This is a genomic window from Klebsiella sp. BIGb0407, from assembly GCF_024807845.1.
GTDB lineage: Bacteria > Pseudomonadota > Gammaproteobacteria > Enterobacterales > Enterobacteriaceae > JGM124.
The window spans coordinates 341,661-356,138 of sequence record NZ_JANUEQ010000001.1; the positions used below are offsets into that span (position 1 = coordinate 341,661).

Below are 14,478 nucleotides of genomic sequence, written 5' to 3' on the forward strand. Positions count from 1 at the left end.
CAATTAATCCGGAACCTGCGGTTTTGAAGGGGCGCTGCTATTACGGACTAAAATCAGCAGCGCAAGCACTGCAAGACACATTCCTATAATGGTTAACAGAGACCGGTTAAGTGCCATACTCACCGCGCTGGCATCAGGTGCCAGATTAAACGCCAGGGCAATGGCCGTCAGACAAAATGACCAGCCGCCATAGCGTTTAGCCCCGATCAGCAGCATGGCAAATAACATCCCGCCAGCAATGAAGGCATGCAGCCAGGGAACAGGTGACAGGCCAAGTAGCAGTCCACCGGTAGCCGCCCCAGCCAGAGTGCCGATACTACGGGTTTTAATGCGATAAATCGTCTGCTCTCGGGTCGGTTTCATCACGCGTAATGCGGCAGCAGGCAGCCAGCATGGGTGCGATCCGCCGCTCAGACAGGCGAGAACAGAACCTACCAGACTGACAATCCCCATTCCGGCCGCAAAACGTAATGACAAAGGTGATATCTGTAGCGAAGGGCTGGCTTCAGTCTGAGAGTTAACAGGTAACATGACCCTGGCCAGTACGATACCCCAGACAGCACCGACACTGAAACAGAGGCTATAGAAGGCTGGGCCCGAAGCGGGTACCTGTCCGACTGAGAGAAAAAAGGTCAGCGCTGAAAGGGCTATGGGCAGGCGAAAATAGCCTTGTTTTAGTTCGCCTAACCCTTGAGCCAGTGCCGCAAGCAGTGCAAAAATAAAAAAAGAAACCGAACCCAGAGTCACAAAAACACCGATACTGGCAAACACACTAAACAGCAATGCCGAGATAGCCAGAACGGGCAGGCAGCGGCTGGCTGGCAGCAGCGGAAAAGAGACCACCATCAGATAACTGGCAAAAGAGGCGATACTGCCATATTGAGCATAACCGCTAATGATGCCGATAAACCAGGGGAGCATTACCCCAATCGCCAGCAGCGCGGCGCGACGTATTTTCTCAGGCGTAATAGATGTCATAGTACTTCCGGGGTTCATCACATACATCAACTGTGTTTACAGATTATCTCTGGCATCTGAGGTTAATACTGTATTTTTCTGTATTGTAGTCCCCAGATTGGTTTTAAACCAGTCTACTACGTGATTGATAACAGCGGGTTGATACCATTGAATATCCCCGTGTTCCGCGCCTTCCAGCAGAAGATATTCCACGGGACTATTCTCTTTTTTTAGCGCCTGATATAGCTGTGCACTTTGCAGAGGAGAAACTAAAGCGTCTTTGCTGCCATGCATGATCAGAAATGGGGGTTTAGTACCATGGATATAATTAACTGGGCTGGCGACAAGCGCTTTTTGTTTATCGCTGTGGATTGCTGCGCCGGCAAAATCACGGAAAGCGCTGCCATTGATCAAGAGTGCTTCGGTTGATGATACTGACTCATGCACCTTTTGTACGTTTTCAGGAAAACCTTCACCAATCGTCAGCAGGTTAGAAATACCATATAACGTCGCTACGGCTTGTACGTCAGAAGACTGTTCAGGATAATCCCCTTTATCAAAAACAGTATCACCATTAGTGGTGCCCAGCATTTGAGCCAGCCATCCACCGGCAGAATCACCCAGCACGCCGATTTTGTTTACATCTATACCGTACTGCTCTGCGTTTGCCCGTAAGTAACGAACGGCCGCTTTAGCATCTGTTACCGGGGCCGGGAACACATCGGGTATAACGCGATATTCCACAGCAGCGACGACAAATCCAGCTTTAGCGAGCGCCATCCGCATATCAATAAATTTATTATAATCAGCGGAGGTGAAACCCCCGCCAGGGAAGTAAAGGATGGCTGGTTTTTTGTCTGCGTTACGCGGAATTAATAAATCCATATGCAGTGCACGCGCAGAACGTGTCGTGATAACCTGCTTATAGATAACACCATTTATACTGTCAGTTTGCCCCTGAACATTGTCTACGTTAATGACCTTAGCCCCTTCAACAAAACCGGGAAGGTGAGTGTTTGCCGCGTGACTTCCCGTCGAAAGCGCACCGATTAACAGACCGCTGGTAAGAGTGAGGGTATTTAATTTCATGCGCATCGATATCCTGAGAATTGAATTATAAAGAGAATTGACTATTTACCTGAATGCCTGACTAATTTATCAATGCCCTCCATCCATATGAAAACGGCACAACAAACAGTAATGCGGGTAAAAAATTGACTACCGAGAATATTTTAATCTGGGCGATACGGAATCCGACGGCCACCATAATGATTCCGCCACAGGCGGAGAAATCAGCGAAAGCGGCTTCATCCATATAAGGCATAATCCAGAGTGCTAACCCAAATAATGCACTTTGGATCAGTAATTGAGGCACAGCGATTGTCACCAGCGTAATTCCCAGCGAAATTGAAAAGATCATGGCAGTAAAGAAATCCATCATCGATTTAATCAGTAAGAGTTGATAGTTGCCGTTCAATCCCTCAGTCAGGGCGCCGACAATACCTAGGCCACTGGCACAAAACAGCACTAACATAGCGGTAAATTCTTGAGCGAACTCGGTGGGAGGAAGGGGGCTGCGAGTGGTGATAATGCGTGCCATGCCATGCTGAACTTTTCCGGCCGCCCATTTTACGCCGCGCTCCAGAGAAAACAGTTCACCGAACGTTGTGCCAAGTATTAATGCAAAAATCACAGCGGGCATGTTGTGTACTTTTATCACCATGACAATGCCGATTGAAATTGACGCCAGGGCAAAAGTTGCAGGTAATCCCTCGCGTAGTCGTTGTGGAACATAGCGTGCACAAAAAACGCCTAATATTCCCCCAGCGATAATTGCGGCACTATTTATCCAGGGTCCTACCATAATTTTCTCCGGAGTTAGCTGAGAGCGAATTTAATGGGACATGTTATTTCCACGGATAAGGCATCCCGGAACGCACATCTGTTTTTTATTGAATGAAGAACACTGGAACAAGGGTATGCGCCACAAATAAACATGTCAATATTTACATGTTTACCTATGAATGTTAATTCACATGTGGCATTGATTTGTCTGACAGGATCCGCTTTGTTATGCTACGAAAATGTTTATGACAGCGGATAGTGATAATGAGAGTACTCAAGTACGCCATTCTGGGTTTGTTAAACCGAAAATCCATGACCGGGTATGATATTAACAAGGAATTCAACTATGAGTTGTCAGAGTTCTGGCATGCTAAACACAGTCAGATTTACACGGAATTGAAGAAACTGCATGAAGAAGGCTTAGTCTATTATAGTGTTGAAATTACAGGGGAAATACTCGAAAAAAAACAGTACTCAATCACTGGTAGTGGAAAGGATGATCTAATCCGATGGTTGCACAAAGACGAGCCCATCGAGAAGACGGCGAAAGATGTGTTCCGTGTCCGTATGTATTTTTCGAATAATCTGGATCTCAGCTCCCGTATTAGTTTACTGGAAAGCCAGAAAATGCAGCACAGGCGACGACTGAACCAACTGCTAAAAACGGCAGAACAGTATTCGCAAGTTCCATGTCATGACAGCGATCGTTTCGGTGATTTTATTGTGCTGGAAAGCGCCATTATTCGTGAAGAGGGCATTTTGAGCTGGCTTGATAAATGCATCGGTTATTGCCTGGATGCACAGAAAAAGTAATGTTCTTAATCGACCGTTTGCCAGGCTCTATTCTGCAATACCACCCGATAGCCATCACCATCCTCAAAACTCGCTCCCGCGCGATCCCAGTAAGGGTTAAATGATTCAACACGGCTGAATCCGGCTGCAACCATGTTGCTGCAACGGATTTCCCATGCTGCTGTTTCGGGAATATATAGCACCAGCAAATCTTCATCAGAGGGAGAGGGAGTGACGGGATGATGATGACATTGAGTGAATTCAAGATGCCAGCTAAGGCCTGCACGGCCTAGCATATAACCACTGAAACCATCATGATCGTTAAACTCTCCGATAGCTTCCAAATCAAGTCCCTGACAATACATATCACGACTACGTAGCAAATGACTCACTGGGCGCGCAATGCGCAGGTGATAAAAATCCATATATCCCTCACTTAATAACAGGCTGACCTGAATTCTGGATTAATATCAGATATTTTCCTTCGGGTATCAATATATCGATGCTGAGATGGTTGAGGTTTGGCACGATGTAACAAATAAAATGACTGACTGTGTTTATCTGTTAATAAATCGTTTTTTGCAAGAAATAAGCTGTCGATTTACTGAAACTGCTCTATTGATTCAATAATCACTCTATAAGGATGGAGTATGAATACTACAGGGCATTTTATTACTGCAAAAATTCTGGTTAATCCGCAGTGGACTGTCGAAGAAGGGAAAATCGCCATTGAAACCTATTGCCAGGAGATGCAACAGGAATCAGGTTGTAATCAGGCTCTGGCATTACAGGATAATATCCAGCCACGGTGTTTTATACTGTGGGAACATTACGAAAGCCAGGCGGCTCATCAGCAGCATTTCACCCAGCCACATACCCATGCGTTTATCAAAGCGGGTTGGGTGAGTCTGGTTGAGGTGGTCGAAACTACACGCTGAGCCTTTCGCTATTTTGAACGGTGTGGGGATATGGCCTCACCCGTTTTATAAAGACGTTACTACTGCACTGTGCATCTTATAATAAATGCAGGCGTCTTATTCCTCCCCACATTTTTACTGCTTTTGCATACATATTATTACCAGATAATTGATGTATCATTTTAAACCATGCATATTGAATCAAATCAATAATGGGTCATTGATTCACAATGATCTGCCTATTTTATTCATTTCAATATATACCCATCATCATTGAAGATGCTTGATTTCGAACATAATGAGGATCATGCCTCCCGCCATGAAGATATGAATCACTTATGGATGGATACGTGAAGGGTATGAAAAACTTGCGAAAATAACAGGGAGTTGGACACATTTTAATATTCTGAGGGCTTTAAATCTGAGTGATCTTAGCAAGACAATCATTAATGATTACAAAACAATTAATGATATAAAGTATATCCCTCAGCCAACGGTGATACTAAAAAGTACCTGACTCGTAAAAACAGGATTGACAACGAGTACTATATTCCACCAGAAACGTTTACGCTTGATCATTCTGGTACCGCGAGACTGAACGAAGGGGAAAGGTCACAACCGGGAAATATCGTGATTCTTACACGCGATCATTTATGCGCTATATCTCATTTTTAAATTAATTTTAAAAAAGCGTTTTTTTATATTTCTGTCTTTTTTTGCACTGTCGCATTTTCAGAAAACTAATGGTTAACAGTATCCCGCTATTCCATAAGGGATAATTACAGTGATTAGGAGTTTTCTTGTTAATCATATAAATGATATGATTTTTTTAACGCTTTAATCAGTAAAATTATGTTACATAAATTCATTTCCAATCCCCCTACTAGCATTTCTACACTCCTGTTTATCAGTCCTTGCTGTCAGTGTTTTATATCGGCAAGTAATTCATAGGCGCCATGTAAATTTTGACAATAAAGCAATTTTTCTTATTTTTTATCTTAACTTGATAAAATTAGCAGGATCATTTTCTCTTTGTTTTCTTAAGGATCATGGACGTTTCCATAACATAGAACAGGGATAGCTATGTCTAATTCTTATCAGTCCGAAATATCTAAAGCGCGTGTCAATATCCAGCTGAGTTTGCACAGAAGCAAATCACAGCAGAAAGTAGAATTGTCTCTCAAGCTTATGGTCGTCGGGGATTACAGCAACGGTACCGACGAACGTCCGGTATCCCGCATAACCACCCGATAGTCAGTCCTTGCGAGCTGCGGGGTTTCGTAATCTTTCCCTGGCCGCATGAGCGTGGGATTTTGTTTGTTCTAAAATTTATAAAAAGGAGTTCGATCTCATGGATTGTATAAGGGAAACACGTGTTGGCAATGTGCTGTCGGGATGGAATCACTTATCAGTAGTTGGGCCGATCAATGTGCAGAACACTGCCGGTGCGCGTATTCAATTGTCGTCGGGTGAATGGTGTGATGATTACATTATGGGTTGGGGCTCTTGTCTGTTGGGGCACGACAGCCCTGTCATCAAAAACTCCATCGTTAAAGCATTGGAGCGAGGTTTTCTCCAGCAATATGAAACCGATGAGCATCGTCTATTAAGCGAGAAATTTTGTGCGATTGTACCTTGCGCCGAAAAGTTGCGACTCGTGAACTCCGGCCTAGAGGCTACCATGTATGCAACGCGTATTGCTCGTGCCGTTACTGGCAGACGCATCATCATAAAGTTTGAAGGCCATTTTCATGGGCTCAATGACTCTCTGACCTGGAACGTGGATTCCTCACCGCGCTCTGGAGAAGTATTGGTGGGGGGGAGCTGGAGAGTCTGTCTGGCACTGTAGGTATTCCGGGCGAATTCGGAAAATTAACGGTAGCGGTTTCATGGAACGATCTTGAAGCACTGGAGAATGTTTTTGAAAAGTACAAGGACGATGTGGCAGGCGTGATTCTGGAACCTGTCGCTTTGAACATTGGTTGCATCAAACCGGACGAAGGCTTTCTGAAAAGCTTACGGTCACTGACGATACGGCATGGTGCTCTGTTGATTTTCGACGAAGTGCTGACCGGATTTCGTGGAAATATCGGTGGTGCGCAGAAGGATTTCGGTGTCATTCCAGACATAGCTACGTTCGGCAAAGCGTTCGGCTGTGGAATGCCGATCGCTGGAATTGCCGGTACAGCCGAGTACATGGACGTTATCTCACCGCGCGGTCCGGTACAGATCAGCGGTACCAATACGGGACGATATCTTTCCGTGTCCGCCGCGCTTGCAGCCATTGATCACCTGCAGGACGGGGTAGTGCATCGGCATATTGCCAGCCTAGAGTCTCGCTTAAAATCGGAACTAAGGGATGTTTTCGATAAAAATCGGATACCGTGTTATATCGAGGGTTATGGTGGGCGAATAGGTGTCCACATCGGGACTTCCGAGCGTCCCCGCACAATGAAGCAGATAGAAGGTTTCTACCCGATCAAGTTTGCCCAGAAGTTGTTTGCACTATTGTCCCGTGAATATAATTTGTACGGTTTTTTGATGCCGCTTGGCTATTGTCCAGAGCCTGTGACTCTTAGCGCGTCGCATACGCTAGAAATGATATCAGGTGCCTGTGAGCGACTAGATTCTGCGCTGAAGAGGGTTCAATTCGATGGAGAATAAACTTGGTCAAGATATTTGCATTCGCCGATTCACGAAGTCTGACATGCCAGCAGTCTTGGCACTAATCTCCCAGATTGCCTCCTGCGAGGATCTTACTGAGTCTGCCGGACAGCAATTTTCAAATGAGCTTGATGATCCGAAACATAATGGTGGCCGTTTTGTCGCCGATCTTGGTGATAGGTTGATAGGGACTATGGGCTGCACCCAAGGACCCATCCCATCGAAAAATGTCTTATGGGCAGATTGGTTAATCGTTGATAGTGATTACCGTCGATATGGCATCGCTTCGTTGTTATATGCTGAAATTGAAAAATATGCGTTGAAACATGAAAAGACTTGCCTGTGCCTTGACATTGGCAATATAGACAGAGAACGAGCCGCGTATCGCTTTCATTTGCGTAATGGTTTTCAAATCGTCGGACAACTTCCAGATTATTGGGGCGATTTTGAACATTTGAACATTATGGCTAAGCCTCTAATCTCAAAGGAATGAATTTATCATGGGTGTTTTAAAAGATATTATTGCATTGCAGGATGAGGCCGTTTATTGTCGCGAAAAAGGCTTGACCATAGGGCTTTGTCACGGCTGTTTCGATATCGTTCATCCGGGGCATATTTATCATCTGCAGCGCGCCAGGACGATGGTTGATCGACTGTTCGTATCCGTCACCGCAGACGAGTACGTGAACAAAGGTGTAGACCGACCGGTATTTCCCGAACGAAAACGCGCGGAGTTCCTTGCTTCAATTCGTTATTGCGATCACGTCATTGTAAACCATACGGCAACTGCCGAACTCATTATCAAGAAGCTACGCCCCAATCTGTACTTCAAGGGTGCGGATTACATTGATGGATCGGATATCAGGCTTCAGGTGGAACGAGCACTGGTTGAAAGTGAAGGTGGGCGGATGATTCTGACGGACAACAAAATATTCGACTCGACTTCTAGAATCGCCAAGCTGGTCATGTCAACGAGCAAGTGACGGGTAATCAACCATGTCGAAACTTTTGCTGATTGATCTAGACGGAACAATGATCGACACACCGCATTTCGAAGCCTGGCGCAATGCGGCCCATGAGTTTACAGGCAAACAACTGACGCAGCAGGAATACATTGATCACATCGCCGGTCACCCTCGAATGGAAGGAGCTTCTCGACTACTGTCGCTGATGAGCAACGATGATGTCAGTGGTGCAAATGCCGAATCGTTCAGAGCGAAGGAACTGGCAGAGTACAAACAGAAAGAATTCTTGCGGCTCTCGCCCGGCACCGAGTTGTTCGATGATGCATTGCGATTGCTTGAGCGCATTCAAGAGTCTGCTCAGCCGGTGATGTTCTATACGGCTTCTCTGAATGCGCCGCAGTTGTTTGAGGAGGCCCTGAATCGCTCGAATGTGCGGCGTAGCGCGAAGGTATCCATTACTCGGCAGGCGCCGAATCAGACGCGCGACGAGTTGGTTCAACAACTCATTGGTGATCACGATCCGCAGGATGTGTATCTGATTGATGACAGCCCTTATGCGACTGATCTCGCATGCGGCCAGGGACTCCATGCTTGGCAGATCCGCCGTCATCATCTTGAACCCAAAGCTGTTCATCCACGCGCCTTAATACTTTCATCACTTGATGAATTCATGATGGCTAACAAACCACAGGGAAGTAATAACCATGAATAGGAATTCAGCTGTTCTTGTCACAGGTGGAGCGGGCTATATTGGCTCGCGTCTTATACCCAAACTGCTGGCCGCCGGTTACAAGGTCAGGGTGCTGGATGCGCTTTATTTTACCAACGGGCTCGAAGGACTGATGAACCACCCCGCTCTGGAATTCATCAAAGGAGATATCCGCGATCCGTTGCTCGTGGAGCAGTCGCTTCCAGGAGTAGATACAGTTGTGCATCTTGCCGCTGTGGCAAACGATCCAAGTTTCAATTCGGCTCCCGAGCTCGGTCAATCGATCAACATTGATTGCCTGCCGCATCTGATGAGTACCGCCAAGCGTCTCGGTTGTCGGCGTTTCATCTATGCATCGTCAGCAAGTGTCTACGGCATCAATTCAGAACCTTTTGTCGATGAGCGCCAACCTTGCGTGCCCATCACCGACTACAATCGATTCAAGGCTGAAGGAGAGAAAATACTTTACGAACTCACTGATTCATCTTTCGAGACCGTTGCGGTTCGAGCCGCAACGGTATGCGGGTGGTCGCCCCGTCAGCGCCTCGATCTGACCGTGAACATTCTAACCGCCAGCGCGCTGGCCCGCGGTGAAATTACGGTCTTTGGCGGTACTCAGTACCGTCCCAGCGTGCATATCGGCGATCTAACCCGGCTGTATACGATGCTTGTTGAACGTGAATCCCTGGGTGAGGTTTGCGGGACTGCAATCAATGTCGGCTACGAGAATCATACGGTGACCGATATTGCCAATCAGGTGAAAGAGATCGTTGATCGTTACTTCCTTATCAGCGTGCCGATCAACACTATCAATAGTGATGATGTCCGATCCTATCGTCTGGATTCTCGGCGTGTGCAGCAGATTCTGGGTTTCGAATTTATCTATTCGATCAGGGACGCTATCGTCGAGATTTGTGAGCAGTGGCAGTCAGGAAACTTTAACGACAGCTGTGATGTGTTATTAGATATCCGTTATCACAACTTGCGCAATATGCTGCATAACGACTGGTCGTATCATGCGATAGGAGGCGCATCGTGCTGACCATTTCTTACGGAGAACATTCCGAGGATATCGTCGGGATCGAGTCGAATTCATCGTCCTTTGCAGCGAGTGTGGCGACGCTTGCCAATCGCTCTGTAGGCGTGCGCCCACATATGCCCAAAGCATCACCACGCACTCGGCGCTCACAACTGCTGTTGGCAGGAGCCTATGCGGCTGGCGTTGGCGTTTCGCGAGAAATCATTTCCTTGCCAGCGCCGATAATTATGCGGCTTTATGATGTCGACACGGGCGAACCTCTCGAGCAGCTCGGTGACGAACCGTCGGTGGTATTGGCACTGGATCAGGCGATGGTCAGCAGCTGCGAGCAGTTTCAACTGGGCGACGTGAGGTATCAGTTGACGATAAGTCAGTTCATTGATGCCCCCGATGATTGCGCGGTTTCGACACGGATCTGTTTGAAATGCGTCGGCGTTGCCACCAGTTCACATCGATTGCGGCTTGATTATGGCGTAGATGGCAGTGCCTTGAATGAATATTTGGGAGCTTGTGACTGGCTGACTACCCGACATTATGACTTCGGGCAGAGCGTGATTGATCAAGCGTCTTTCAGTGTAATCGTCGAAACGGCAGAGCAGCGGCTGCGCTATGACGTGCGCATTGAACCGATCGATTCACCTGAGAGTTCCATTGTTTCATGGAGGCAGGGGCAAGAGGGGTGTGTTGCTTCTGTGACCCTAGACTTTGCGACGGTCACCCAGCATCGGCTCGCTACACATTGGCGGGTCGGGATTGATAGCGAGAGCAGTCCCCCCTACGCGTTTTTCTGCGATTTCGATGTTGCCGCGATCCAGAGTAATCACCTGAGGCAATGGCACAGGATCTGGAGCGAGCATGAAGTCACCGTCGAGACAGCGTCGCAGGCAAGTACTGATCTGGGCATGAAATATGCGGTGTTTCAGTTGCTGCAACATGGCATCGGTGCGGTGCATGGGGCCAATGGCGTTCTCTCTCCAGCGCGAGGCCTGACCAGCACTTACCATTCTGGCGCGACGTTCTTCGATACCGAACTGCACAAGTGCATATTCTGGATATGGAACGAGCCGGACGTCGCCAAAGCGCTAATCGATTATCGCTGCAACTCCTTGGAAATAGCGCTTGAGTTTGCTCGAGCCCACGGTTTTCTCGGAGCACGTTTTCCTGAAGCATCCAACGACAAGGGACGGGAAAATGGCCCACATTATGTGTTGTCCTATCCCGATCAGGACATTCGGCGAGAGTGGAGTGTCCATGAAGTTCTTCATATTTCGGCGGACGTCTGCTATGCCGTGTACAAATACTGGAAGGTGACTGGTGACGACTCGTTCATGGCGTCTCGCGGCTACGAGGTGCTGATTGAAAGTGCTCGATTCGCCGCCTCAGTGTTCAAGTGGTCCGAGAGCAGACAAGCGTATGTAGTGAACTCAGTCATGGGACCGGACGAGTATCACTACCATGTGGACAATAGTTTCTTCACCAATTACATGCTGCGGTGGTGTATCCGGCTAGTGCTTTCGCTGCTCGACCGGCCGGGGTTTCCAAGACTGCCTGAAGCGCAACGTAGGCTCTGGCAATCGATAGCAGATAACGTCTATCTCCCTTGGATCACTGTGGGCGGGGTGTCCATTCCTGAGGAGTTCGAAGGGTATGCCGCACTGCCGGATACTCAGCTGCGTACAGACAAAAGGCGTGGGCCTCAGTTTGCCAATGAGATCGAGCGGGGAAACGCCGAGAAACTGCAGAACTTCGATTCGCAACTGGTCAAACAGGCCGACATCGTGCTGCTGATGTCGATGTTTCCCGACGATTTTTCAGAGGTCGTGAGACGTGCAGCCTTTGATTACTATGAACCGCGCACCGTGCATGAGTCGTCATTGAGTTACGGCCCGCATGCCGTCGTCGCCGCTCATTTGGGCAAGACTCAAATCAGTGCTGATTTCATTAGCCGTGCCAGCCGTTATAACCTGGATTTCACGCCCGTCGACGATTACAGCAATGGGCTGCATTTATCTGCCTATGCCGGAGCCTGGCAGGGATTGGTGGAAGGTCTGTCGGGCCTTGATATCGGGTCGGGCCAACTGGCCTTCCGCCCGAGGTTGCCCGCGCATTGGGATGCCTACCATTTCACCCTGCAATACCGAGGCCGCCAACTACGGGTTTCCGTGCTCGGTGACGATGAGCTGGAGATCCACGAGGGCAATCTGCAATTGATAACCGAGCGCGGCCAGGGTAGGCAAATATTCCTCAAGGAGGGGCGCCCATGATTTCTATCAGAGATCGCCTGTCACCTTATAACGAAGCGCTGGGAGTCTTGCCGTTTCGCAAGCTGCTCATCGGGCAAGGCCTTTCGATGGCTGGCGATGCAATTTGTCTGGCGGCGCTGCCGATCGCGCTTATGCGTGATGGCTTCGGTGGTGAGGTGTTTGGTTTCATCATGGCCGCAGTCGGTGTCGGAACTGTCATCGGTGCTTTGGCCGGGGGGATGTTGGCGGATCGCCAGTCGCCCCGACAAGTGCTCATCTACACTGATACGGCCAGAGGTTTTGCGCAACTTGCCACCGTCGCGTTGCTCCTAACAGGGGCTCCATGGGGCTTGCTGGTGTTTGCCTATCTGATCTTCGGTATCGGCATTGGGGTTTCACGGCCATGTGCTCAGGTTCTGCTGGTCAACCTGCTGCCCAAAAAAGCACTGGTGGCGGGAAACGGAGCGATGAACTTCATTGATAACCTAGTTGCTATTGTGTTCCCGGCGACGCTGGGCGTGTTCATCATTCTGTGGGACCCGGTCTGGGGGATATTGATCGATGGATTGACCTTCTTCTGTGCCGCAGTTTACACCGCTCAGTTGCCGAATGTCGGCCACCATGAATCGGAACATGAGCTCTCGCTGCTTGAAGCGCTCAACGGCATCACTGTGGTCATCAATAACGCAACGCTAATGTTGGGGTTTGCCGCGACGCTGGTGGTGAACGTCCTGTGTTTTCCGATCTTTCTGGTGGTTGCGCCTTACGCGATCAGTGATCGCTTCAGCGAAGAAATGTGGGGTTATTGCCTCGCAGCATCGGGGTTCGGCGCTTGTATCGGTTCGGTCATCACGGTGCTGTCTTCTGGGCATGAGCGACTGGATGGGCTTGCGGTCATTTGTGGGATTTTTCTCGCGGGAGCGATGGCGTTGCTCGGACTGGGGACGTCGGCATGGATGGCTATTATGGGCGCGACATTTGTCGGGATCGTTGAAGCATCCTGGCTCACGGGATGGGCAACCGCCATGCAAACACTTTCGCCCGAGAAGGACTTGGGCAAAGTCGTGGGGGTCGATACTTTCGTTACCAGTGGCGTGCATCCTTTCATTTATCTGGGCAGCGGTGTGGTCGGCGAGATAGTCGGCTACTCCCAGACCCTGACGTTCACCGCCGTTGTCAGTGCGGTCGAGATCCTGCTGATTTTCCTGATTTCCTTCATGTTCATACCAAGGAGTGCGCGTAATGATCAAGTGCAATAACGTACAAGAACAGGCTCAGGATCTCTCCGGCGAGATCTTTGAATGCTGGCAGGCGCTTCTGCAATCAGGCGACTTTATTTTGGGCGACGAGGTTCTGGCGTTCGAATCATGGATGTCGGGTCGGTGCGGCGGAGCGCATGCTGTCGCCCTCAATTCAGGTACGGATGCCTTGTTTCTGGCGTTGCGCGCACTCGAGATAGGACCCGGTGATGAAGTAATCACCTGCGCCAATACCTTTGTTGCCACGGTCGGGGCAATTATCTCTGTCGGCGCCAGGCCGATCCTGGCAGATGTTGGTGACGATGAACTGATGAATGTCGATACGATCGCGCCACTTCTGAGTGATCGGACTAAAGCCGTTATTCCTGTCTATCTGCGCGGACGTCCCCTGGATATCGATTCAATCATCGTCTTGTGCCGTTCCCGCGGGGTGGCCGTTATTGAGGATTGCGCTCAGGCGATCGGCACCACGATCGACGGCCAGCAAGTTGGAACTCGCGCTGATGCGTCAGCTTTTTCCATGCACCCCCTCAAGGCACTGGGGGGGCTGGGGGATGGCGGGATGTTGGTCACCCGCGATCCGAAGATTGCTGCATACGCACGTATCGCCCGCAATCATGGCTTGGAAACACGTAACGAATCGGTCCGATTCGGCATTAATTCACGGCTCGACACGTTGCAGGCAGCAGCTCTCAATGTCAAAGCGCAATATATAGATCAGTGGCTGAAAAGACGAGTGGAAATCGCGGCGTTCTACAATGAAGTCCTGTCTGCAACACGCACGGGCACAGACTTGGGTGGCGGCAAACCGGGAAATTCCTACTATCACTATGTCGTGCAGTCCTCCAACCGTGATGAGCTGCAGGCGTTTCTAATACAACATGATGTTCAAACGGCCATTCATTATCCGGTGCCCGTCCATCAGCAAGGAGCCTGGTCGAGAAGTCAGCCGCGAATTGTGTTACCCATGACCGAACGTCTGTCCCGACAAATGCTCACACTTCCTTGCCATCATCATTTGTCCGACGGGGATGTGGAGAAGGTTGCGAAGCTGATCAAGCAATTCGAAGGCACGATGAGGTAGTGAG

At 49.1% G+C, this 14,478-nt stretch carries 15 protein-coding genes and 1 pseudogene; 12 read left to right on the top strand and 4 right to left on the bottom strand.

Features of this window, described 5'->3' with window-relative positions; genetic code table 11:
• Positions 1 to 3 precede the first annotated feature (3 nt).
• The 3 genes from M2387_RS01645 to M2387_RS01655 all read right to left on the bottom strand — a co-directional run bounded on the left by M2387_RS01645 (position 4) and on the right by M2387_RS01655 (position 2,821).
• Positions 4 to 978, bottom strand: a complete 975-nt coding sequence (locus M2387_RS01645; RefSeq protein ID WP_259046754.1) for an FUSC family protein — start codon at positions 976 to 978, stop codon at positions 4 to 6.
• A 36-nt stretch (positions 979 to 1,014) separates the two neighbouring features.
• Positions 1,015 to 2,046 (bottom strand): alpha/beta hydrolase, encoded by a 1,032-nt coding sequence (locus M2387_RS01650; protein ID WP_259048221.1) that lies wholly within the window; start codon positions 2,044 to 2,046, stop codon positions 1,015 to 1,017.
• Between the two features lie 61 nt (positions 2,047 to 2,107).
• Positions 2,108 to 2,821 (bottom strand): DUF554 domain-containing protein, encoded by a 714-nt coding sequence (locus tag M2387_RS01655; protein WP_259046756.1) that lies wholly within the window; start codon positions 2,819 to 2,821, stop codon positions 2,108 to 2,110.
• Positions 2,822 to 3,066: 245 nt separating this feature from the next.
• Between M2387_RS01655 and M2387_RS01660 the strand changes: the two genes are divergently transcribed.
• On the top strand, positions 3,067 to 3,615 hold the full coding sequence (locus M2387_RS01660; protein WP_259046757.1) for a PadR family transcriptional regulator: 549 nt from the start codon (positions 3,067 to 3,069) through the stop codon (positions 3,613 to 3,615).
• Positions 3,616 to 3,620: 5 nt separating this feature from the next.
• On the opposite strand, the gene M2387_RS01665 is transcribed toward M2387_RS01660, so the two are convergent.
• Positions 3,621 to 4,019: a VOC family protein gene (locus tag M2387_RS01665; protein WP_259046759.1), complete on the bottom strand. Its 399-nt coding sequence runs from the start codon at positions 4,017 to 4,019 to the stop codon at positions 3,621 to 3,623.
• A 225-nt stretch (positions 4,020 to 4,244) separates the two neighbouring features.
• On the opposite strand from M2387_RS01665, the gene M2387_RS01670 reads away from it, so the two are divergent.
• The 11 genes and pseudogenes from M2387_RS01670 (at position 4,245) to M2387_RS01720 (ending at position 14,474) form a co-directional block, all read left to right on the top strand.
• Positions 4,245 to 4,532, top strand: coding sequence for a putative quinol monooxygenase (locus M2387_RS01670; RefSeq protein WP_259046761.1), 288 nt, complete (start codon positions 4,245 to 4,247; stop codon positions 4,530 to 4,532).
• A gap of 1,062 nt (positions 4,533 to 5,594) precedes the next feature.
• A pseudogene (locus M2387_RS01675) lies at positions 5,595 to 5,747 on the top strand (type VI secretion system contractile sheath small subunit); the annotation flags it as partial.
• A 115-nt stretch (positions 5,748 to 5,862) separates the two neighbouring features.
• Positions 5,863 to 6,360, top strand: a complete 498-nt coding sequence (locus tag M2387_RS01680; protein WP_259046762.1) for an aminotransferase class III-fold pyridoxal phosphate-dependent enzyme — start codon at positions 5,863 to 5,865, stop codon at positions 6,358 to 6,360.
• 59 nt (positions 6,361 to 6,419) lie between these two features.
• Complete coding sequence (locus M2387_RS01685) at positions 6,420 to 7,175, top strand: aminotransferase class III-fold pyridoxal phosphate-dependent enzyme (protein WP_259048223.1); 756 nt, start codon at positions 6,420 to 6,422, stop codon at positions 7,173 to 7,175.
• Entirely contained in the window at positions 7,165 to 7,668 is a 504-nt protein-coding gene (locus M2387_RS01690; protein ID WP_259046763.1) for a GNAT family N-acetyltransferase, read from the top strand. The genes M2387_RS01685 and M2387_RS01690 overlap by 11 nt, the downstream gene beginning before the upstream one ends.
• A 7-nt stretch (positions 7,669 to 7,675) precedes the next feature.
• On the top strand, positions 7,676 to 8,158 hold the full coding sequence (locus M2387_RS01695) for an adenylyltransferase/cytidyltransferase family protein (RefSeq protein WP_259046765.1): 483 nt from the start codon (positions 7,676 to 7,678) through the stop codon (positions 8,156 to 8,158).
• Positions 8,159 to 8,171: 13 nt separating this feature from the next.
• Positions 8,172 to 8,852, top strand: a complete 681-nt coding sequence (locus M2387_RS01700) for an HAD family hydrolase (protein WP_259046766.1) — start codon at positions 8,172 to 8,174, stop codon at positions 8,850 to 8,852.
• On the top strand, positions 8,845 to 9,891 hold the full coding sequence (locus M2387_RS01705; RefSeq protein ID WP_259046768.1) for an NAD-dependent epimerase/dehydratase family protein: 1,047 nt from the start codon (positions 8,845 to 8,847) through the stop codon (positions 9,889 to 9,891). Before M2387_RS01700 ends, M2387_RS01705 begins: the two co-directional genes overlap by 8 nt.
• Entirely contained in the window at positions 9,885 to 12,152 is a 2,268-nt protein-coding gene (locus M2387_RS01710; RefSeq protein ID WP_259046769.1) for a glycosyl hydrolase family 65 protein, read from the top strand. The genes M2387_RS01705 and M2387_RS01710 overlap by 7 nt, the downstream gene beginning before the upstream one ends.
• On the top strand, positions 12,149 to 13,390 hold the full coding sequence (locus M2387_RS01715) for an MFS transporter (RefSeq protein ID WP_259046771.1): 1,242 nt from the start codon (positions 12,149 to 12,151) through the stop codon (positions 13,388 to 13,390). The genes M2387_RS01710 and M2387_RS01715 overlap by 4 nt, the downstream gene beginning before the upstream one ends.
• The gene (locus M2387_RS01720; RefSeq protein WP_259046772.1) at positions 13,374 to 14,474 is read left to right on the top strand and encodes a DegT/DnrJ/EryC1/StrS family aminotransferase; all 1,101 of its coding nucleotides are present in this window, start codon (positions 13,374 to 13,376) and stop codon (positions 14,472 to 14,474) included. Before M2387_RS01715 ends, M2387_RS01720 begins: the two co-directional genes overlap by 17 nt.
• The last annotated feature ends 4 nt before the right edge of the window (positions 14,475 to 14,478 follow it).